The organism is Micromonospora sp. NBC_00617 (genome assembly GCF_045161355.1).
Taxonomy (GTDB): domain Bacteria; phylum Actinomycetota; class Actinomycetes; order Mycobacteriales; family Micromonosporaceae; genus Micromonospora.
This window is the reverse complement of sequence record NZ_CP107751.1, coordinates 3,977,297-3,995,922: the sequence shown is the minus strand read 5'-3', so window position 1 is coordinate 3,995,922 and position 18,626 is coordinate 3,977,297. Positions and strand designations below refer to the sequence as shown.

General features: G+C 71.5%; 19 protein-coding genes. 11 read left to right on the top strand and 8 right to left on the bottom strand.

All coding sequences use genetic code 11. From position 1 onward, the window contains the following. Positions 1–3: 3 nt before the first annotated feature. Complete coding sequence (locus OG505_RS18255; RefSeq protein ID WP_405425991.1) at positions 4–1,332, bottom strand: ABC transporter substrate-binding protein; 1,329 nt, start codon at positions 1,330–1,332, stop codon at positions 4–6. A gap of 285 nt (positions 1,333–1,617) precedes the next feature. Here OG505_RS18255 and OG505_RS18250 point away from each other — a divergent pair, with 285 nt between their 5' ends. Together OG505_RS18250 and OG505_RS18245 are read left to right on the top strand one after the other, a co-directional pair. After that, the gene (locus OG505_RS18250) at positions 1,618–3,609 is read left to right on the top strand and encodes a beta-galactosidase (RefSeq protein WP_405425989.1); all 1,992 of its coding nucleotides are present in this window, start codon (positions 1,618–1,620) and stop codon (positions 3,607–3,609) included. A gap of 37 nt (positions 3,610–3,646) precedes the next feature. Beyond that, complete coding sequence (locus OG505_RS18245) at positions 3,647–4,420, top strand: DeoR/GlpR family DNA-binding transcription regulator (protein WP_405425987.1); 774 nt, start codon at positions 3,647–3,649, stop codon at positions 4,418–4,420. Here the strand turns inward: OG505_RS18245 and OG505_RS18240 are convergent. Beyond that, entirely contained in the window at positions 4,417–4,695 is a 279-nt protein-coding gene (locus OG505_RS18240) for a hypothetical protein (protein WP_405434569.1), read from the bottom strand. The two genes, OG505_RS18245 and OG505_RS18240, sit on opposite strands and share 4 nt — an antisense overlap. Before the next feature lie 44 nt (positions 4,696–4,739). Beyond that, positions 4,740–4,988: a DivIVA domain-containing protein gene (locus OG505_RS18235; RefSeq protein ID WP_405425985.1), complete on the bottom strand. Its 249-nt coding sequence runs from the start codon at positions 4,986–4,988 to the stop codon at positions 4,740–4,742. 330 nt (positions 4,989–5,318) lie between these two features. Here OG505_RS18235 and OG505_RS18230 point away from each other — a divergent pair, with 330 nt between their 5' ends. The 4 genes from OG505_RS18230 to OG505_RS18215 all read left to right on the top strand — a co-directional run bounded on the left by OG505_RS18230 (position 5,319) and on the right by OG505_RS18215 (position 7,811). Further along, positions 5,319–6,191, top strand: a complete 873-nt coding sequence (locus OG505_RS18230) for a helix-turn-helix domain-containing protein (protein WP_405434567.1) — start codon at positions 5,319–5,321, stop codon at positions 6,189–6,191. Continuing rightward, a complete protein-coding gene (locus OG505_RS18225; protein WP_405425984.1) occupies positions 6,188–6,409 on the top strand; it encodes a DUF397 domain-containing protein in 222 nt (73 codons plus the stop codon). Before OG505_RS18230 ends, OG505_RS18225 begins: the two co-directional genes overlap by 4 nt. Before the next feature lie 118 nt (positions 6,410–6,527). Then, positions 6,528–6,767: a hypothetical protein gene (locus tag OG505_RS18220; RefSeq protein ID WP_405425982.1), complete on the top strand. Its 240-nt coding sequence runs from the start codon at positions 6,528–6,530 to the stop codon at positions 6,765–6,767. Between the two features lie 63 nt (positions 6,768–6,830). Further along, the gene (locus OG505_RS18215) at positions 6,831–7,811 is read left to right on the top strand and encodes a sporulation protein (RefSeq protein ID WP_405425980.1); all 981 of its coding nucleotides are present in this window, start codon (positions 6,831–6,833) and stop codon (positions 7,809–7,811) included. A gap of 66 nt (positions 7,812–7,877) precedes the next feature. Here the strand turns inward: OG505_RS18215 and OG505_RS18210 are convergent, their stop codons facing one another. After that, positions 7,878–8,159: a hypothetical protein gene (locus OG505_RS18210; RefSeq protein WP_405434566.1), complete on the bottom strand. Its 282-nt coding sequence runs from the start codon at positions 8,157–8,159 to the stop codon at positions 7,878–7,880. Between the two features lie 405 nt (positions 8,160–8,564). Here OG505_RS18210 and OG505_RS18205 point away from each other — a divergent pair, with 405 nt between their 5' ends. Next, positions 8,565–8,984 carry a hypothetical protein gene (locus tag OG505_RS18205; protein WP_405425978.1) on the top strand — a complete coding sequence of 140 codons (420 nt, stop codon included), beginning with the start codon at positions 8,565–8,567 and terminating at the stop codon, positions 8,982–8,984. Between the two features lie 55 nt (positions 8,985–9,039). Here the strand turns inward: OG505_RS18205 and OG505_RS18200 are convergent, their stop codons facing one another. Next, positions 9,040–11,259: a HelD family protein gene (locus OG505_RS18200; RefSeq protein WP_405434565.1), complete on the bottom strand. Its 2,220-nt coding sequence runs from the start codon at positions 11,257–11,259 to the stop codon at positions 9,040–9,042. Between the two features lie 254 nt (positions 11,260–11,513). Further along, entirely contained in the window at positions 11,514–12,629 is a 1,116-nt protein-coding gene (locus OG505_RS18195; protein ID WP_405425976.1) for a LolA family protein, read from the bottom strand. A gap of 95 nt (positions 12,630–12,724) precedes the next feature. Between OG505_RS18195 and OG505_RS18190 the strand changes: the two genes are divergently transcribed. Both OG505_RS18190 and OG505_RS18185 read left to right on the top strand, forming a co-directional pair. After that, positions 12,725–13,381, top strand: a complete 657-nt coding sequence (locus OG505_RS18190) for a response regulator transcription factor (RefSeq protein WP_405425974.1) — start codon at positions 12,725–12,727, stop codon at positions 13,379–13,381. A gap of 53 nt (positions 13,382–13,434) precedes the next feature. Further along, positions 13,435–14,802 (top strand): ATP-binding protein, encoded by a 1,368-nt coding sequence (locus tag OG505_RS18185; RefSeq protein WP_405434564.1) that lies wholly within the window; start codon positions 13,435–13,437, stop codon positions 14,800–14,802. Positions 14,803–14,839: 37 nt separating this feature from the next. Here OG505_RS18185 and OG505_RS18180 read toward each other — a convergent pair whose 3' ends face one another. Together OG505_RS18180 and OG505_RS18175 are read right to left on the bottom strand one after the other, a co-directional pair. Next, positions 14,840–16,486: a tetratricopeptide repeat protein gene (locus tag OG505_RS18180; RefSeq protein ID WP_405425973.1), complete on the bottom strand. Its 1,647-nt coding sequence runs from the start codon at positions 16,484–16,486 to the stop codon at positions 14,840–14,842. Between the two features lie 57 nt (positions 16,487–16,543). Further along, positions 16,544–17,005: a MarR family winged helix-turn-helix transcriptional regulator gene (locus tag OG505_RS18175; RefSeq protein WP_234581715.1), complete on the bottom strand. Its 462-nt coding sequence runs from the start codon at positions 17,003–17,005 to the stop codon at positions 16,544–16,546. A gap of 49 nt (positions 17,006–17,054) precedes the next feature. On the opposite strand from OG505_RS18175, the gene OG505_RS18170 reads away from it, so the two are divergent. Both OG505_RS18170 and OG505_RS18165 read left to right on the top strand, forming a co-directional pair. Beyond that, positions 17,055–17,576, top strand: coding sequence for a VOC family protein (locus tag OG505_RS18170; RefSeq protein ID WP_405425971.1), 522 nt, complete (start codon positions 17,055–17,057; stop codon positions 17,574–17,576). A 25-nt stretch (positions 17,577–17,601) separates the two neighbouring features. Next, positions 17,602–18,510 carry a hypothetical protein gene (locus OG505_RS18165; protein WP_405425969.1) on the top strand — a complete coding sequence of 303 codons (909 nt, stop codon included), beginning with the start codon at positions 17,602–17,604 and terminating at the stop codon, positions 18,508–18,510. Positions 18,511–18,626: the final 116 nt, after the last annotated feature.

Sequence of the window (18,626 nt, the reverse complement as noted above, 5' to 3'; positions counted from 1 at the left end):
CCGTCAGTCAGTGAAGATCGACTTCTTCTGGTTCTCGATGGACGAGGTCAGACCGTCAATGTCCTTGGGGTTCTTGATGAACTGCTGGATCGCCGGGATCATCACCGTGGAGGCGAAGTCCGGCCGGGTGTCCCGGTCGAGGAACTGCGCGATCTCGGTGGCCGACCCGACCAACTCGGCGGCCTTCTTCTGCAGGGCCGTGTAGCCGCCGACGTCCGCGCCACTGTTGGCGACGAGGACGGCCGGGTCGTTCTTGAGGTTGATGTCCGCGGCGGCCTTGCCACCGAAGTACTCCAGCAGCTTGCGGGCGTTGTCCTCGTTCTTGGGCTTGCGGGCCATCATGTAGCCGTCGATCGGGGCGTCCAGAGCCTTCGCGCCGATCGACGGGTCGATCTCGGGGAAGGTGAAGAAGTCGAGGTCGTCCTGCTCGTCGTTGCTGAACTGCTGACCGACGAAGAGGCCGAGCAGGTACATGCCGCTCTTCTTCTGCTGCAACGACTGCGCGGCCTCCTGCCAGGTGCGGCCGAGGCTGTCCGGCTGGTGCAGGGGGAGCAGGCCGGCCCAGGTGTCGAAGACCTTCTTGACCTTGTCGGAGGTCCAGGCCTCCTTGCCGGCCATCAGGTCGACGTGGAACTGGTAGCCGTTGATGCGCAGGTTGAGGATGTCGAAGGTGCCCATCGCCGGCCAGCCGTCCTTGTCGGCGAACGCGATCGGGGTGAGGCCGTCCTTCTTCATCTGCGCACCGAGCGCGGTGAACTGGTCCAGGGTGGTGGGCACCTGGTAGCCGTGCTGCTGCCACACGGACTTGCGGTAGAAGACCGCCCACGGGTAGTACGTCGCCGGGACGAAGTACTGCTTGCCGTCGTCGCCGGTGGACGCCTTCTTGAAGGCGTCGGAGTAGCCGGAGAGCTTGCCCCACACGTCGCTGATGTCGCTGGCCAGGCCCTTCTGCGCGAAGAAGCGCATCCGGTAGCCGGCGAACCAGGTGAAGACGTCGTCCGGCTTGCCCTGGAGGTAGTTGTTGATGTTCTCCTGGAACGTGTTGTGGTCGACCGTGTTGGTCGCGACCTGCACGCCGGACGAGGTCTTGAACCCGTCGGTGACCTTGGCGAGGACATCCTTGGGCTTCGGGTCGGACTGGTTCGATCCGAGCGTGACGTCCTTACTGGACCCGCCGGAGCCGGAGTCGTCGCCGCAGCCGGCGAGCAGACCGGTGCCGAGCAGCGCGCCCGTGCCGGCCGCGCCGGCCAGCAGCGACCGTCGGTTGATGCCGGCAACGGAGGGCGGTACGAGCCGAGCCAGGTACTCGGCTTGGGATCGGGGACGGGACATCTGTGCCTCCTGCTGATGAAGAGGTGCTACGCCCAAGGGCCGTCAGGGGTGGTGAAAAGCGCGTCCGGCCTTGTGAATACGCATCGTGATCCACCGAGAATCCACATTGGCGAACACGATCGGCCAGTGGGGCCTCAAGCTACCCCTCCATAGGCCGCTGTCAAGAGGTCTGTTCGCCTCTGATAACCCAGTCGTGATACGGCTGTTACGTGGTAAACGTTGGAAAGCACGTCGATGTTGGAACCTGTTGACTTCCGTGCGGCGGCAGGTGCACCCTCAGCTGTCATGCGGCGATGGCAGGGGAACGGCATCTATTTCGGCGGCGACTACAACCCCGAGCAGTGGCCCGAGCAGACCTGGTCGGAGGACATCGAGCTGATGCGCCGGGCCGGGGTCAACCTGGTCTCCGTCGGCATCTTCTCCTGGGCTCTGCTGGAGCCCGCCCCGGGCCGGTTCGAGTTCGGCTGGCTCGACCGGGTCCTGGATCTGCTGCACGACGGCGGCATCCAGGTCGACCTGGCCACCGCCACCGCCAGCCCGCCACCCTGGCTGGCCCGCGCGCACCCGGAGACACTGCCCCGCCGGGCCGATGGCGCGATCCTCTGGCCGGGCGGGCGGCAGGCGTACTGCCCCAGCTCCCCGGTGTTCCGCGAGCGCTCCCTGGAGCTGGTGCGGGCGGTCGCCGGCCGGTACGCCGAGCACCCCGCCGTGGTCATGTGGCACGTCTCGAACGAGCTGGGCTGCCACAACGTGCACTGCTACTGCGACGTCAGCGCCGAGGCGTTCCGGGGGTGGCTGCGGGAACGCTACGGCGACCTGGACCGGCTCAACGACGCCTGGGGCACCGCGTTCTGGAGTCAGCGCTACGGCGACTGGGCCGAGATCATCCCGCCGCGCACGGTGACGGCCTTCGCCAACCCCACGCAGCAGCTCGACTTCCTGCGCTTCTCCTCCGACGAACTGCGCGCCCAACTGCGCGCCGAACGCGAGGTGCTCAAGACGCTGGTCCGCCAGCCGGTCACCACCAACTTCATGATCGGCATGGGCGTCAAGCACATGGACTACCAGTCCTGGGCCGACGATGTGGACCTGGTGTCCAACGACCACTACCTGACCGCCGCCGACCCCCAGGCGCACCTCGGGCTGGCGCTCGCCGCCGACCACACCCGGGGCGTCGCCGGCGGCGACCCGTGGCTGCTCATGGAGCACTCCACCAGCGCGGTCAACTGGCAGCCGCGCAACGTGGCCAAGCTGCCCGGGCAGCTGCGCCGCAACAGCCTGGCGCACGTCGCCCGGGGCGCCGACGGGGTGCTGTTCTTCCAGTGGCGGGCCTCCCGGGCCGGCGCGGAGAAGTTCCACTCCGCGCTGGTGCCGCACGCAGGCCCGGACACCAAGGTGTTCCGCGAGGTCTGCCAGCTCGGCGCGGACCTCAAGGCGCTGGCCGAGATCCGCGGCAGCCGGGTGGACGCCGACGTGGCGATCCTGTTCGACTGGGAGGCGTGGTGGGCGGTCGAGCTGGATTCGCACCCCAGCGCCGACGTCACCTACGCCGACCGGATGAACGCCCTCTACGGCGCGCTGTGGCGGGCCGGAGTGACCGCCGACATCGTCCACCCGTCGGCCGACCTCAGCGGCTACCGTCTGGTCCTGGTGCCCACTCTCTACCTGGTCCGCGACGCCGAGGTCGACGAGCTGCGCCGGTTCGTCGAGGGCGGTGGCACGGCGGCCGTCACCTACTTCAGCGGCATCGTGGACCCCAACGACCACATCCGCCTCGGCGGCTACCCCGGAGCGTTCCGGGACCTGCTGGGCGTACGGACCGAGGAGTTCTTCCCGCTGCGCGACGGCGAGCGGGTCCGGCTCGATGACGGCAGCACCGCCGACGTGTGGACCGAATGGCTGCACGCCGATGGCGCCGAGGTGCTGGCGTCGTACACCGACGGGCCCTTGCCGGGCGTGCCCGCGGTGACGCGGCGGCCGGTCGGCGCGGGCGCCGCGTGGTACGTCGGCACCCGGCTGGACGAGCCGGCCACCGACCGGCTCGTCGCCCGGCTGCTCGACGAGGCCGGGGTCCGTCCGGTGGCGCAGGCGCCGACCGGGGTGGAGGTGGTACGACGGCGCGACGGCGAGCGGACCTGGCTGTTCGCGATCAACCACACCGAGACCGAGGCTCGCGTCGCGGCGCGCGGCACCGAGCTGTTGACCGGGACGCGGTGTACGGGTGAGCTGACAGTGCCGGCCGGCGAGGTGGCCGTGATCCGCGAGGACCGGTCCTGATTTGGGCGACAGCCACGGTGCGAAGGAGGTTCCCCAGATGCTGGCCCAGCAGCGGCAGAGCGCCATCCTCGACCTGATCCGCCAGCGCGGCGGTGTACGGGTGAGCCACCTGGTCAGCCGTTTCGGCGTGTCCGACATGACGATCCGGCGGGACCTGGAGGTGCTGGCCGAGCGCGGCCTGGTGGACAAGGTCCACGGTGGCGCAACCCTCGCCGGGCCGGGCTCGGCCGAGGAGCCCGGGTTCGCCGCGAAGTCGATCCGCCAGCAGACGGAGAAGCGGGCCATCGCCGAGCGGGCGGCAACGATGGTGGAGCCGGGGATGGCCATCGCGCTGTCCGCCGGGACGACCACCGCCGCGCTGGCCACCCTGCTCTCCGATGTGCGCGGACTGACCGTGGTGACCAACTCGATCCCGGTGGCCGACGCGCTCTATCAAAACCCGCGTGCCGACCAGACGGTCGTGTTGACCGGCGGCATCCGCACCCCGTCGGACGCGTTGACCGGTCCGGTGGCCGAGGCCGCGATCAGCGCGCTCAACGTCGACCTGCTGTTCCTGGGTGTGCACGGGCTCAGCCCGCGCACCGGCTTCACCACGCCGAACCTGCTGGAGGCCGGCGTCAACCGGTGCCTGATCGGCGCGGCCCGCCGGCTCGTGGTGCTCGCCGACCACACCAAGTGGGAGACGATCGGCATCGCCACCATCGCCCCGCTGGAGGCGGCCGACGTGTTGATCACGGATGTCGGAATGCCCGCCGAGGCCCGCACCACGATCGGCGAGCAGGTCGGCGAACTGGTCGTCGTGGAGACCTAGCAGGGATCGTCGACGGGCCGGCAGGGTTCGTCGTGGTCGGCCGGCCGCGCACACCGCCGGCGATCGGGCATGATCCGGTCACAGAAGACCCAGTGTCGTACGTGCTGCGCGTCCTCGGCCGACACGGTGATGCCGCCGACGTCGACCTGTGACATCGTGGCCAGCGACCGGGCGAGAGCGCGGGCCAGCTCCAGTGCGCCGGCCAGGTCGCCCACCGCCACCGGCAGGTGGAGCACGTGGCGGGGCGGCGGTTCGGGTGACTCGGTGAACGCCATCACTGCGGCCCGAGGGAGCGGTACGAAGACCCGATCCGGCGGAATCACCTCCGCTGGCTCTCGGACCAGGCGCCCTGCCGGGCACGCAGCGCCCGCTTTACCCGCGCGTTCTCCTCGCTGAGCAGCGCCAGATCGTGGTGCAGCGTGCTCAGGTCGAGCGCGACGCGGTGCAGGAACCGCCGCACCTCCCGGGGGTCGAGGCCTCTTCGGCCGAAGCCGACGGTGGCGAACTGGTGGTCGCGCACGTGCCGCGGATGCAGCCGGCCGCCGTCGTGGAACGCTCCTCTGGTCATCGATCACCTCTGTCGTCGTCGGTCGATGGTGGGTCGGGGTCGCGAAAGCGGCCAGCTTCGTGGTAAGTATTCGTTCAAGTCGGTTCGGAGCCGGGATTCGTACATCCCGACGCTCTAGTTGAGACCCGACGAGAGTCGGTATGCGACTGCCACTCGCGAGGCCGCCTCTCGTCACCTTCTCGGCTGTTGGCACAGCCGCGGTTGCCGTGTTTGCACCGGGTTTCCCCGGGGACCGGCGATCACCCTCACCCGCAGGCCACGTTTCCAGTGGCCCCGGTATTGGTGCAACGACACCAACGGAATCCTTCAAGGGTGCCTGGAGAGGTGAGCATGGCCGCGAACAGAGAGCCATTCGTTCGAACCCTGCGTGCTCAATGGCTGGGCCAGCAGATGCGCGAGCTGCGGGAGCGTCGAGGGCTGACCCTCAAGGACGTCGCCCAGTATCTTGAGCGCGATTTTTCGTCGCTGGCTCGGTACGAACGGGCGGAGTGGCCGTTCCGGAGAGATCTTGTAGTGGCGTTGCTGGACCTTTACGGGGTCTACGACGAGCAGGAACGGGAGCGGCTCATCCAGCTCGCTCAGGACGCCTGGCGCGTCGACCGCTGGGACAACGGGTTCGACAAGACGATCTACGACAACTCGTTCATCGACTTTCCCTGGTTGGAATCGAGAGCAGACCTGGTCTGCACCTACGCGGCGCTGTTGATACCCGGTCTGCTTCAGACCCGCGACTACGCCGAGGCGGTCATCAGAAATGCCGAGCCCAGCTCCGCAGGCGAGGTCGAGATCCGGAAGTGGGTCCAACTGCGCATGGATCGGCAGCAGTTGCTGGACCGCCCCTCGCCAATGAGGCTCGCCGTGATCATAGAGGAGACGGCCCTGCGGCGGCCTGTCATGAGTAGAAGCGTCATGGCTGCTCAACTTGCCGACCTGGCGCGCGCTACCGCGAAGCCGAACGTCGAGATCCGTGTCCTCCCGCTGACCCTCGGCCTGCACGCCGGCCTGGATGGCACCTTCTGGCTCTTCAGGATGCCTGTGCCGTACTCGGACGTCGCTCATGCCGAAACCCTCGGTGGTCGTCTCTTCCTGGAATCGGGCAATGCCTCGCGGTACGTCCGCGCGTACGATCGCCTCCGGGAGGCCGCACTCAGTGCGACTGAGTCGGCGAAGCTGATCACAGCACTCGCGGAGGAGCTGTCATGAGCGAGTCCACGCCTGAAGTCGCCTGGCACATCAGCACTAGGAGCCCCGACAATGGCGGCAACTGCGTTGAGGCCGGGCCTGTTCTCGACGGGTCTGGTCGGGTGGCGGTGCGCGACAGCAAGGACCGCGCGGCGGCGACCCTCATCTACGGCGTCAGCGACTGGACTGCCTTCGTCAACGGGGTCAAGGGTGGCAGGTTCGCGCGCACCGATCCGTGATCGACTCGGGTTCGCCGATGTGGGGTGTCCCGGTCGCGCTGACACCCCCACATCGGCGATGTGGAGTTGATCAGAAGTCGGTGGCGGCTTCCACGGGCCGGCGGGCACCATCCCGGTCGTGGAGGCGCAGCAGGTGGCGGACCTGTTCGACCAGGCGGTGCGGCGGCTGCGTCGCGTCGCCGACTCGGGCGACTCCGACGACGGATCGGAGCTGCTCCGGGAGGTGGACGGCGCGGGTGTCCTGGTCGGGGGACACCCCGACTTCCAGGAAGCCGAGTCGATCAAGCCTGCCGACGCCTGCCGACGCGAGCGCGGGCGGTCGGCGCGCTCACAGCCACCTCACAGGGGTGCTGGATAGGGTGCGCGGTGAGTCAAGGTCCGACTCCATAGTGGAGCGGTCGGCTGTCGCACAGGAGTTTCGATGGTCTTCAAGAAGATGTTGAGCGCGTTCGGTGTGGGCGGTCCCAGTGTGGACACCGTGCTGAACAACCCCAACACCCGGCCCGGCCTGACCCTCGACGGGCAGGTCAACCTCGTCGGCGGTGACAGCCCGGCGGCCATCGAGCAGGTGGTGATCGGTCTGATCACCCGGGTCGAGGTCGAGGGCCACGACACGGAGCACGCGGGCACAATGGAGTTTCACCGGATGTCCGTGAGCGGCGCGTTCCAGCTCGCGCCCAAGCAGGAGCTGTCGATCCCGTTCCAGCTCCCGGTGCCGTGGGAAACCCCGATCACCGACGTGTACGGCCAGCGCCTGCACGGCATGACGATGGGCCTGCGGACGGAGCTGTTGGTCGCCCGCGCCGTCGACAAGAGCGACCTGGACCAGGTGGCGGTGCACCCGCTGCCGGTGCACGAGCGGATCCTGGAGGCGTTCCAGCGGCTCGGTTTCCGGTTCAAGCACGCCGACCTGGAGCGCGGCCACATCCGGGGCGTGCAGCAGACGCTGCCGTTCTACCAGGAGATCGAGTTCTTCGCCTCCCCGCAGTACGCGGGCACCATCAACGAGGTCGAGCTGACCTTCGTGACGAGCCAGCGCGGCGTCGAGGTGATCCTGGAGTGTGACAAGCGCGGCGGCTTCCTCAGCGCCGGGCACGACGCCATCGGCCGCTACCAGGTGTCCCACGTCGACGTTGACCGCGTCGACTGGGCGCAGGTCGTCGACGGTTGGCTGCGCGAGACCACGTCCCGCTACGGCAGCCTGCGCTCCCAGTACGGCCACGGCCACGGCCACGGCCACGGTCACGGCTACGGTCCGGGCCACGGTCACGGCCGTGGCGGCATGGGCGTGGGCGGCATGGTCGCCGGCGCGGCGCTCGGCGTCGCCGGCGGCATGATCGCCGGAGAGATGATCGAGGACGCCTTCGAGGGCGACTTCGGCGACTTCGGCGGCGACGAGTAACGCTTCCACAGACGACGGTGGCCTCCGGGAGAACTTTCCCGGAGGCCACCGTTCACGCAGGAGGCGTCAGCGCATGCTTCGCTCCTTGCCGGACCGGCGGGCGGAGCCGGCCTTCGACAGACCACGGCTGATTAGGTAACCACCGGTCAGGACGGTCAGATACCACCATGCCTGGTTCGGGTTGTTGATGTTCAATCCGTTGGTGGCGGAGCCCCGCCAGAACGCGGCGATCACCACGAGCGCGACGGCGGCGGCGTAGACCCAGAATTCCGTCGTCAGGAACGCCTGCTTGGTCTCCGTACCCGGCGACGGCATCGGCTCTCGGTGCCCGTCGCGCATTGCCGGCATCTGCTGCGTGTCCCGCATCATGGCGGGGTTCTGCGGGTCGTTCATGGGCCGGTTCATCGGCCGGGTGGAAGCAGCCTGCGTGCTCATCTGGTCCTCCTCAGGATGCGATGAGTCGTACCTGCATTCCCTCGCCCCGCTACCGCGTTTCGGCCACGGCACGGTTCGCTTTCACGGCGGGGACACCCCCCGACTACCCGAGGCCCGGGACCAGGTAACACTCCCTCGGCCAGAAAGAATCGACGGCGGCCGGGGCCACGACGGCGCTGGCGCGACCCGCATGGCGCGGGCACTTCACGACCGATCGGGGCGGTTGACCGTTTCCCGCCCGGCACACCGGCGCTGCGGGTTTGGCCGACCGGCGACCGGGCACGCCGTCAGTTCCACAGCTTCTGCGAGGTGATGAACGTGCGTGAGGACGACATGCGGCAGGAGGCCGCCCGGCGGGCCGAGAACCGGATCGCCGGCGGCGTGTACGGCGAGGGCGCCCTCGACGAGGTGACAGTGCCCCGTACCGACATCGAGAGCCAGATCCAGCGGGACGACCCGTTCGATCCGGCGAAAGAGCGGGTCGACCCGCAGGTGCTGCGCGACGGTGGCCCGGTCGGAGGTCAGGGCGCGGTGACCACCACCGGCGGCACTGCCGGCCCGGCGAGCGTCCGTCGGGTGGCCCGCCAACCGGAGCGACACCCCGGCAAGGTGGCCCCGACGACGACCGGGGACGCCACCACCGGCGGTCTGAGCACCCCGATGGGCGGCGGCACCAGCGACCAGTCCACGTCCGCCACCGGGCCGGGCAAGTCCAACCAGGACCGCTCGACCGACTGACCGACGGTGAGCCCGCCCCCGCCGACCGGTCGGTCAGCGGGGGCGCGGCGGTCGGTCAGCGGCAGGGGCGCAGGACACCCAAATGCTGGGTGGCCCGGGTGAGCGCGACGTACAGGTCGCTGCGCCCGCGCGGCGACTCCGCCACCATCCGGTCCGGGTCGACCACCAGCACCGAGTCGAACTCCAGCCCCTTGGCCTGCGCGACCGTCAGCACGACCACCCGGCTCTCCAGCTCCGGGTGCTCGCCCACCGCGGCCTCCGGCAGCGCGGCGGTCAACGCCGCGCCGAGCGCGTCCACCCGGCTGGCCGGCACGATGACGCCGAGCCGCCCCTCGGTCAGCCCGGCTGCCTCGCGCGTCGCCGCCGACACCAGCTCCGCGGTCAGCTGCTCGTCGGGCACCGCCCGGTCCCACGGTGGTACGCCGCTCTCGCGCACCGAACGCGGCGGTCGCAGCGCCGGGTCGATCTCGGCCAGTACGTTGGCGGCGACCGCCATGATCTCGGCCGGCGTGCGGTAGCTGACCGTCAGCTCGGTCAGCCGCCAGCGCCGCGCCACGTAGGGGGCGAGGGCGTCGGCCCAGGAGGGCGTCCCGGCGAGCGCGCCGGTCTGTGCCACGTCCCCGACGATCGTCATCGACCGGCTCGGGCAGCGGCGCATCAGCAGCCGCCACGCCATCGGCGACAACTCCTGCGCCTCGTCCACGATCACGTGACCGAACGCCCAGGTCCGGTCGGCGGCGGCGCGCTGCGCGGTGGTCAGCCGGTCGGCCTCCTCCTGCCGCTCCAGCAGCCGGTCGGCGTCGATCAGGTCGGTCACGCCGAGGATCTCACCGCCCTCGGCCTCGTCCTCGACGTCGATCGAGCGGGAACCTCGGGCGATCTCCAGGACGCCCTCGGCGTACTCCCGTTCCATCATGCGGATGCGGTCCCGGCGGGCGGCGGCGGCCCGCTCGTCCTCACCGAGCAGCTCGGCGGCCTCGTCCAGCAGCGGCACGTCGGCGGGCGTCCAACCGCCCGGCTCGCGATGTAGCCGGGCCCGCTCGTCGTCGGTGAGCATCGGCGCGGCGGCGGCGATCCGGTCGGGGTCCGCGTACAGGTCGGCGAGCAGGCGCTGCGGGGTGAGCACCGGCCAGAGCCGGTCGAGGGCGGCCTGAATCTCCGTCTCCTCGCGCAGTTCGCGGCGGATCTCGGCGCGGTCGGCCTCGTCGAGCAGATTGTCCCCGCCCAGCGGGTCGGCGCCGATCCGCTCGGCCACCTGGTCGGCGAGCGCGTGCACGATCTCCACGTCGAACAGCGCCCGCGCCAGGTTGTGCGGCCGGTCGGTGCGGCGCACCCGGTCCCGGGCGGCGCGCACCGTCTCCGGGTCGAGGGTCAGCACCTCGCGCTCCACCTCGATCTCCAACGGCTCGTCCGGCACCCACTGCCGGTCCCGGACGGCCCGCGCCAGCACCTCGGCGAGCACCGCACGGCCCTTGAGCGCCGCGGTCTCGGCCGGCTCGACGCGCTGGGCGTTCACCCCGGGAAACAGATCACCCTGGGTACGCAGCAGCACGCCCGTCTCGGCCAGAGTGGGCAACACCTGGGAGATGTAGCGCAGGAACGTCGCGTTCGGGCCGACCAGCAGCACACCCCGGCTGGACAGCTCCCGACGATGCGTGTAGAGCAGGTACGCCGCCCGGTGCAGCGCGACCGCCGTCTTGCCGGTGCCGGGCCCGCCCTGGACCACCATGACGCCGGGCAGGTCGGCGCGGATGATCCGGTCCTGCTCGGCCTGGATGGTCTCCACGATGTCGCGCATCTGGCCGGTCCGACCGGCGTTGAGGGCGGCGAGCAGCGACGCCTCGCCGGTCAGCTCCTCGTGCCCGCCCGGCGAGGCGCTGTCGATGTCGAGCACCTCGTCGTTGAGCCCGGTCACCTTGCGCTGGCGGGTGCGCAGGTGCCGCCGCCGGCGTACGCCCTGCGGGTTGGCGGCGGTGGCGAGGTAGAACGGACGTGCGGCGGGAGCCCGCCAATCCATCAGCAGCGGATCGTAGTCGCCGCTGGTGTCGAAGATCCCGATTCGGCCGATGTAGCGGCGGGAGTCGTCGTCGCCGTCGAGCCGGCCGAAGCAGAGACCATTCTCGACGGCGGAGAACTGCTCCACCTGGTCGGCGTACATCGCCACGGAGCTGTCGCGCTGGGAGCGGTCCTGGAGGGTGCCGCCGGTGTTGCGCAGCTCGGCGGTGAGCCGGTGGGCGGCCTGCTCACGCAGCCCGTCCAGCCGGTCGTAGAGCATCGAGACGTACTCCTGCTCGCGGCCGATCTCGTCGTCGAGCGGCAATTCACCGGTACCGCCGGAGTGCCTTGACAAGCCGTCTCCCTAAAGATTAGAATGCTCTGCAGGAACGGCTTTTATGCCGTTCTTTTTTGTGCCCTCGAATTGTTGAAGATAGCGCGGCCCGGCCGCTGTCACCAAGCCGACCGGGCCGATTCGAGTCACACAACGCCGGGCCGACCATCAGGTCGACCCGGCGCGAGAGCTTCGGGAAGTCAGCCGCGGGCCACCTGGTAGAGCCGCTCGGGGGTGACCGCTCCGGCGAGCACCCGACCGTCGTCGGTGAGCAGCACGCTGAACAGCTTGCCGGTGAGCAGTCGGCCAGTGCCCCAGTCCCCGCTGACCGCGGGCAGCCCGCCGAGCAGCTTCGACACGTCCGCGTCCGGCGCCGCACCGGCCGGCTTGCCGGCGGCCGCCTTGCCCGGGACCCCGTCCAGGCGCGCGACCAGGACGGTGGCCCAGCCGTCGCCCACGGCACGCACCTGCGGGTCTCGGCCGCGTGCCGCTGGCGCGGGCCGGCCCACTGACGGCCGCTCGGCGGTCTCCTCGGTGACGGCTACCCCCGGCGGCGGGTTGAAGGCGAACTGGTCGGCGTCGGGACGCCGGTAGTCGACCTGGGTGAAGGCCATCTCGAACGCCGGCTGGTCGCTGCCCTTGGCGAGCACCTCGAAGCGCAGCGGCACGTGCTGCGTGGCGTCGATGGCGATCCGCAGCTGGTGCACCAGCGAGTCGCGGTCGCGTGGCTGGAGCACCAACTCGTAGGCGTCCCGACCGGCGACGGTGGCCGAGCGGCCGACGCTGACCTCGGTGCTCGGATCGATCGCGCCCAACGCCAGGTCGGCGGCCTCCTGCGGGGTGGCGGGGAGACTCGGCGTCCCCGCGGAACCCGGTGTTCCGGTCGGGCCCGCGTCGCCCAACGTGCGATGGCGCGCGGTGTTGCCCCGGCTCTCCCAGGTCCACAGGTCCCGGCCGTTGCGGATCACGTCCTGCTCGCCGAGGGTGTCCACCAGCGCGACGCGCTGCCGCTCCGGACCGGAATACCAGACCCGCAGGGTGTGCGTACCGGTCAGCAGGGCGGTCAGATCGTTGCCGGGAATCAGCCCGACCAGCGGCGGCAGACCGAGGTCGGCACGCTGCACGACCGTCCCGGACAACCCCTCCAGCCGGGACGTCTGAAGATCCACCAGGAGTTGGGCGGCGGTACGCGGTGGCAGGCTCGGCTCCGCTTCGGCGGCGAACGTGCCGATCGCGGCGCCTCCACCGATGACGACGACGCCAGCGGCAGCCGGGACCAACCAGCGCAGGACGGGACGGCTTCTCAGGATCGACATGGTGCACCTCCTGCCAGACATCCTGCCCGGTCGGCGCTGTGAAGGCGCTGAGGACGCCGAGCCTTCGGCTTTGACCCTGGTGGCACCCTTGGAGCGTGCGGTTGTTGGTGGTGGAGGACGAGGCCCGGCTGGCGGCTGCCCTGCAACGCGGCCTGCAGGCGGAGGGGTTCGCGGTCGACGTGGCGGCGACCGGCCCCGCCGGCCTGGACGCGGCCCGGCACGGCGGGTACGACGCGATGATCCTCGACGTGATGCTGCCCGGGCTGTCCGGCTACGAGCTGGTCCGCCAACTGCGCGCCGAGCAGCACTGGCTGCCGGTCCTGATGCTCTCGGCCAAGGACGGCGAGTACGACCAGGCCGACGGCCTGGACTGCGGCGCCGACGACTACCTGACCAAGCCCTTCTCGTACGTGGTGCTGCTGGCCCGCCTGCGGGCCCTGCTGCGTCGGGGAGCGCCGGAACGCCCCACCGTGCTGACGGTCGGCGACCTGCGGTTGGATCCGGCCCGCCGACGGGTGACCCGTGCCGACGCCGAGGTGGCGTTGACCGCGCGGGAGTTCGCGTTGCTGGATTATCTGATGCGTCGTCCCGGCCAGGTGATTTCCAAGATCGAGCTGCTGGACCACGTGTGGGACGCCAGCCTGGAGACGGCGCCCAACGCGGTCGAGGTGTACGTCGGCTATCTGCGCCGCAAGCTCGGCCGGGACCGGCTGGAGACCGTCCGGGGCGCCGGCTACCGGCTGGCGACGTGACGCCGGCCGACCCGGTGGGCGGCCGTCCGGTCCGCCGGCTTCCCGGGTGGGGTCTGCGCGGTCTGGGCCTGCGCGGGCGGCTCACGGCGCTCGGCGTGGTCGGTCTCACCGTCGGGCTGGCCCTCGGCGGGGCGGTGCTCCTGGGCGCGCTCGGCTTCGTGCTTCAGCGCACCGTGGACACCGAGGCGTTCCGGACCGCCGACGCGGTCGTCCTGCTCGCCGCCGAGGACGCGCTGCCCGACCCGCTGCCGGTGGCCGGCGGGCAGGTCCGGGTCCAGGTGATCGACGCGCAGGGTCGGATCCGGGCCGCCTCGATCGACGCGGACCGGCTGGTCCCGATGGTCCGCCCCGAGCGGTTGGACACCGGTCACCGTCAGCGTCTGGTGGTGCCGGCCGAGCGCGTCGGGCTCGCCGGCCCGGTGCGGGTGGTCGCCGTACCCGCCGGCACGGCAGCGGATCCGCTCACCGTCCTGGTCGCCCGGTCGATGGCCGACGTCCGGCACAGCACGCACGTGGTACGCGCCATCCTGCTGGTGGCGTTCCCGCTGTTGGTGGCGATCCTGGCCGGGGTGGCGTGGCGGGTGATCGGTGCGACGTTGCGTCCCGTGGAGGCGCTGCGCCGGGGCGCCGAGGAGATCACCGGCCGCGCGGGCGGCGGCCGTCTGCCGGTGCCCGCCTCCGCCGACGAGATCCATCGGCTCGCGGTCACCCTGAACGGGATGCTGGACCGGATGGAGTCGGCCCGGATCCGGCAGCGCGCTTTCGTCTCCGACGCGGCACACGAGCTGCGCAGCCCGCTCACCAACATCCGCACCGAGCTGGAGGTGGCCCAACGGCTCGCCGACCGCACGGACTGGACCGCGGTGACCGTCAACCTGCTCGCCGACACCGAGCGGTTGAGCCGGCTGGTCGACGACCTGCTGCTGCTGGCCCGACTGGACGAGATGCCACCGGCACGGGGGACCGGCCCGGTCGACCTGACCGCGCTGCTGACCGAGGTCGCCGAGCGGTACCCGTCGCCGCCGGTCCTCCTCGTGCCGCCGTCGGGCCCGCTGTGGACGGCCGGAAACGCGGCCGAGCTGCGGCGGGTGCTGGCCAACCTCGTCGACAACGCGGTCCGGCACGCGCGCGCCAGTGTGGTCCTCACCGCCGAACCGCACGACGACGCGGCGTACCACCTGGTGACGGTGACCGACGACGGCCCGGGGATTCCGGCGGCCGACCGGCGACGGGTCTTCGACCGTTTCACCAGGTTGGACGACGGTCGGGGCCGCGACGACGGTGGCGCCGGCCTGGGCCTCGCCATCGTGTGGGAGCTGGTCCGCCGCGCGGGTGGCACCATCACCCTGACCGACGCCGACGGCCCGCAGGGGCTGCGGGTGCGTCTGCTGCTTCCGAGGACGCCGACCGGGGACGCGTAGGTCGACACCCCATGACGGTGGTCGACCGGTCGGGACGTCAGCGGCGGCGGGTGCAGACCTGGTTGGCGCTCGCGACGGTGTCGGTGGACCAGACGACGGCCACGGTGAAGCAGTAGTCGTTGGCGCGGTTCAGCGCGTAGACGATGTAGCTGTCGGTGCCGGCGGGCAGCGTGGCGATCGCTGTCTTCTCCTGCCCGGCCCGGCCGGCCGACACGACCACCGGCCCCTCGCCGCCGCCCGGGTACGTCCAGCGCAGGACGATGTTGTCCCGGTTGTCGCGCAGACTAACCGCCTCGGGCGGGGTGCCGGGCGCGGCGACCGGCGCTGCCGTGCCGGCGGCAGCGGTGCCGGTGGCGGCCGGCGCACCCGTGCCGGTCGGGCCGGCGCTGGGGGAGCCTTTGTCCGGCCCGGGTTTCGGGTCGTCCCCGTCGCCGACCCGCGCCACCCCGGCGATCACCGCCGCCGTGCCCAGCAGCACCACGACGACACCGGCCACCAGCACCGGCACCAGCCGGTTGCGCGGCGACGTCTTCGCCCGGTGCACGGGCACCGGCAACAGCCGCGACGGCGTGTACGGCTCCAGCGGCGCGTACGGCTCCGCCGGTTGACCCGGCTGGGCCGATGCGCCCGGGCGGTGCAGCCGGTAGACGCCGGACGTCTCCTCGGTGCCGCCGGTGAACCCGGCCACCGACGGGGGCACCGGCCCGACGGTGGAGTGCGGGACGGGGTCGTTCGTCGGGTCCGGTGGCCAGCGGAAGCCCGGCGACCCGTCCGGCTCGTCGGCCGGCACCCGGGGGTTCGGCACCGAGCCGACCCCGTGCACGGGTCGGCCCTCGTCGTCGTGATCGACCGGACCGGTCACCCCCGGGTCCACCGGACGGGGCGGGGGCGCGGGTGGGTGGTAGGCAGACTCGACAGGCCGGTCGCTGTGCGGCGCGGTACGCGCGGCCGGCACCACCGGGACGTCCCGCTCGGCGGGCGCGTCGTCGGCGCAGGCGTGGTCGGGGTTGGCCGCTGCCCGGGCGAGAGCGGCCACCTGCGACGCCAGTGGATCGTCGGCGGCCAGGTGCTGCCGGCACAGCTCGCGGGCCAGCGCCAGGTTGTCGTGCGCCTCGGCGAACTGCCCACAGTCGCGTTGCATGGCGCCGAGCCGGGCCAGCATCTTGATCCCGCTGGGGTGACCGTCGCCGTACACCTCGCGGTGCAGCTCCCAGGCGTCCTGGAGGCGGTCGCGGGCCACCGTGCACTGGCCCCGGGCGTACTCGACGGTGGCCAGGTCGGCGTGTGCGGCCAGCACCCGCAGCGACTCGGGCCCGTCCTGCGCGGTCAGCTCGAGGATGACTTCCTGATACAGCCGGGCGGCCCGGGAATGGCTGCCCACCCGGTGCAGCACGGCGGCCAGGGTGGCCGCGGCGGCCACGGTGCGGGGGTCGGAGCGGCCGTGCAACCGGGTGGTGGCCGCGTACGCGAAGGCGGCCCAGCCTCGGGCGGAGTGTGGCTCGCCCAGGGCGACGAGCACCCGCGCCTGGAGGCTGGCCGCCTCGGCCAGCTCGGGCGTGGCGTTGGCCGGGCGGGGGTCGGCGTCGGTGAGCGCGTCGGAGAGCAGCCGTTGCGCACCGGCCACGTCGCCAGTGGACACGAGGTGGTGCGCCTGGTCAGTCAACTCGTCGAAGCCGGAGGACACGCCCCATCGTGCTCATCCGACGACGGTAAGTACAAGACCCGCGCCGGTGCCGATCGGTCAGGATCTGGTCAGGTGCTCGGCCAACGTCTCGCTGATCCGGCGCAACTGGTCGACCTGGGCCGGGCTCAACGGGTCGAACAGGTGTCGGCGTACCCCCTCGACGTGGCCGGGGGCGGCGGCGGCGAGGGTGGCGAAACCGTCGTCGGTGAGCACCGCGATCTGCCCGCGCCGATCGGTGGGGCAGTCCTCGCGGCGTACCCAGCCGGCCGCCTCGAGGCGGGCCACGGCGTGTGAGAGCCGGCTGCGTGACGACCCCGCCGCATCGGCCAGGTCGCTCATCCGAAGTTGCCGACCCGGGGCCTCGGAGAGCCGGACCAGGATCTCGTAGTAGGCGTGCGGCATGCCGGCATCGCGTTGCAGCTCGCGGTCGAGCGTGTCCATCAGTGCCCGGGAGGCGGCGAGGAACGCCCGCCAGGTGCGCTGCTCATCGGGGTCCAACCAGCGGGTCATGACGACCATCATACCCGCGGTGGTTGAACGTTCAACTAAATGGCGCTAACCTGGGGTCATGGGTATCCACCGGCTCAACCACGCGGTCCTCTACGTCAGTGACCTTGCCCGCAGCGTCGCCTTCTACCGCGACGTGCTGGGCTTCCGCCCGGTGGCGATGACCCCGGACGGCTTCCGGGGCGCCACCTTCCTCCAAGCCCCCGACTCCACCAACGACCACGACCTCGGCCTGTTCGAGATCGGCGCGGCCGCCGGTCGCTCCACCGCCGGCCGGGCCACCGTCGGGCTCTACCACCTGGCGTGGGAGGTCGACACCCTCGACGAACTGGCCGCCACCGCCGAGCGGCTCACCACCGCCGGGGCGCTGGTCGGCACGTCCGACCACGGCACCACCAAGAGCCTCTACGGCCAGGACCCGGACGGTCTGGAGTTCGAGGTGGTCTGGCTGGTCCCAGCCGACCGGCTCGACGCCACCACGCTGGCCGCCCGCAAGCGCATCGGCCGGCTCGACCTGGCCGCCGAGCGGCAGCGCTACGGCGGGCAGACCCGCGGCGGCGTGGGGATCTCCGTGCCGGCCTGAGCCGGCCATAGGGTAGAACGGACCGATGCCGACCAACCGGACCACCGACTTCCTTCGTGAGCTGCTGGTCCGCCAGGTGACGACCTGGTTGCCCGCCGCCCTGCACCGCTCCCGGCGGGCAACCATCGCGCTGGCCTGGGCCGGCGCCGACGGCGGCGCGGCGGAGGCGGTGCTGCGGGTGGTCGCCGGCCACGCCGCCCAGGTGCGGGGTCGACAGGTGACGGTGCTGGTGCTGTCCGACGGCGCCGCCGACCTGCCGGCCCGGCTCGGGCCGATCGAGGCGGAGTTGCCTGCCGAGGTGACCGTGCACCTGCTGCCCGGCGGTCCCGACCGGCTGCCGGTCGCGGTGAAGGCGGCCGGCGCGGCCGGGTCGCCGCTGTTCTGCTTCCTGGACCTGCCCGGCGAGGTGTCCCCGCACCTGCTCAGCGCCGCCGCCAACGGCCGCACCGGCGAGGTGCTGCTGCACGCCGGCGGCGTCACCCGTGCGGCCCTCGTCGCCGCCGGGTTCCCGCTGGTCGCCGAGGTGGCGCCGGTGCTGCCGACCGACGCGACAGCTCCGACCGACGCTGCGGCCGGTGTGGTCGCGTTCGGCAGCCGTTCGGACCGCAGTCTGGAGGCGGTGCGTGATGCGCTCTGGACGGTCGGCGCGGACTTCAGTGTGCGCTACCGCGACCCCGCCGACCCGACGGCCCCGCCGGTGGACGTGGCCGGCGATCCGGCCCTGGAACCGCTGGCCGGGGAGCTGCTGACCGAGCTGCGCCGGGGCGGGCCACGGCCGGTCACCGAGCTGCGCCGGCACACCCTCACCGTAACGGTCTACCGTGCCGCGGACGCCAACCGCGCGCTAGCCAACCTGGTCGAGGCGGGCGACGTACGCCGCGAGCGCGACACGGGCCGCCTCGCCGGCGACGAGATCATCACGCCCACGCGCTGAAGCGCACCCCTGTCCCTCCGCGATCTTGCACTTTCTGTCCCGGCATACCGGGGATACCGCACACAACAACAACCGAAACTGCAAGATCGACGAGGCTGGGCGCGGCGGGTGGGGCT

Coding starts and splice junctions, on each gene's coding strand:
- OG505_RS18255 (WP_405425991.1), bottom strand. CDS start 1,332: ATGTCCCGTCCCCGATCCCAAGCCGAGTACCTGGCTCGGCTCGTACCG.
- OG505_RS18250 (WP_405425989.1), top strand. CDS start 1,618: ATGCGGCGATGGCAGGGGAACGGCATCTATTTCGGCGGCGACTACAAC.
- OG505_RS18245 (WP_405425987.1), top strand. CDS start 3,647: ATGCTGGCCCAGCAGCGGCAGAGCGCCATCCTCGACCTGATCCGCCAG.
- OG505_RS18240 (WP_405434569.1), bottom strand. CDS start 4,695: ATGGCGTTCACCGAGTCACCCGAACCGCCGCCCCGCCACGTGCTCCAC.
- OG505_RS18235 (WP_405425985.1), bottom strand. CDS start 4,988: ATGACCAGAGGAGCGTTCCACGACGGCGGCCGGCTGCATCCGCGGCAC.
- OG505_RS18230 (WP_405434567.1), top strand. CDS start 5,319: ATGGCCGCGAACAGAGAGCCATTCGTTCGAACCCTGCGTGCTCAATGG.
- OG505_RS18225 (WP_405425984.1), top strand. CDS start 6,188: ATGAGCGAGTCCACGCCTGAAGTCGCCTGGCACATCAGCACTAGGAGC.
- OG505_RS18215 (WP_405425980.1), top strand. CDS start 6,831: ATGGTCTTCAAGAAGATGTTGAGCGCGTTCGGTGTGGGCGGTCCCAGT.
- OG505_RS18210 (WP_405434566.1), bottom strand. CDS start 8,159: ATGCCGGCAATGCGCGACGGGCACCGAGAGCCGATGCCGTCGCCGGGT.
- OG505_RS18200 (WP_405434565.1), bottom strand. CDS start 11,259: ATGCTCTACGACCGGCTGGACGGGCTGCGTGAGCAGGCCGCCCACCGG.
- OG505_RS18195 (WP_405425976.1), bottom strand. CDS start 12,629: ATGTCGATCCTGAGAAGCCGTCCCGTCCTGCGCTGGTTGGTCCCGGCT.
- OG505_RS18175 (WP_234581715.1), bottom strand. CDS start 17,005: ATGGTCGTCATGACCCGCTGGTTGGACCCCGATGAGCAGCGCACCTGG.
- OG505_RS18170 (WP_405425971.1), top strand. CDS start 17,055: ATGGGTATCCACCGGCTCAACCACGCGGTCCTCTACGTCAGTGACCTT.
- OG505_RS18165 (WP_405425969.1), top strand. CDS start 17,602: ATGCCGACCAACCGGACCACCGACTTCCTTCGTGAGCTGCTGGTCCGC.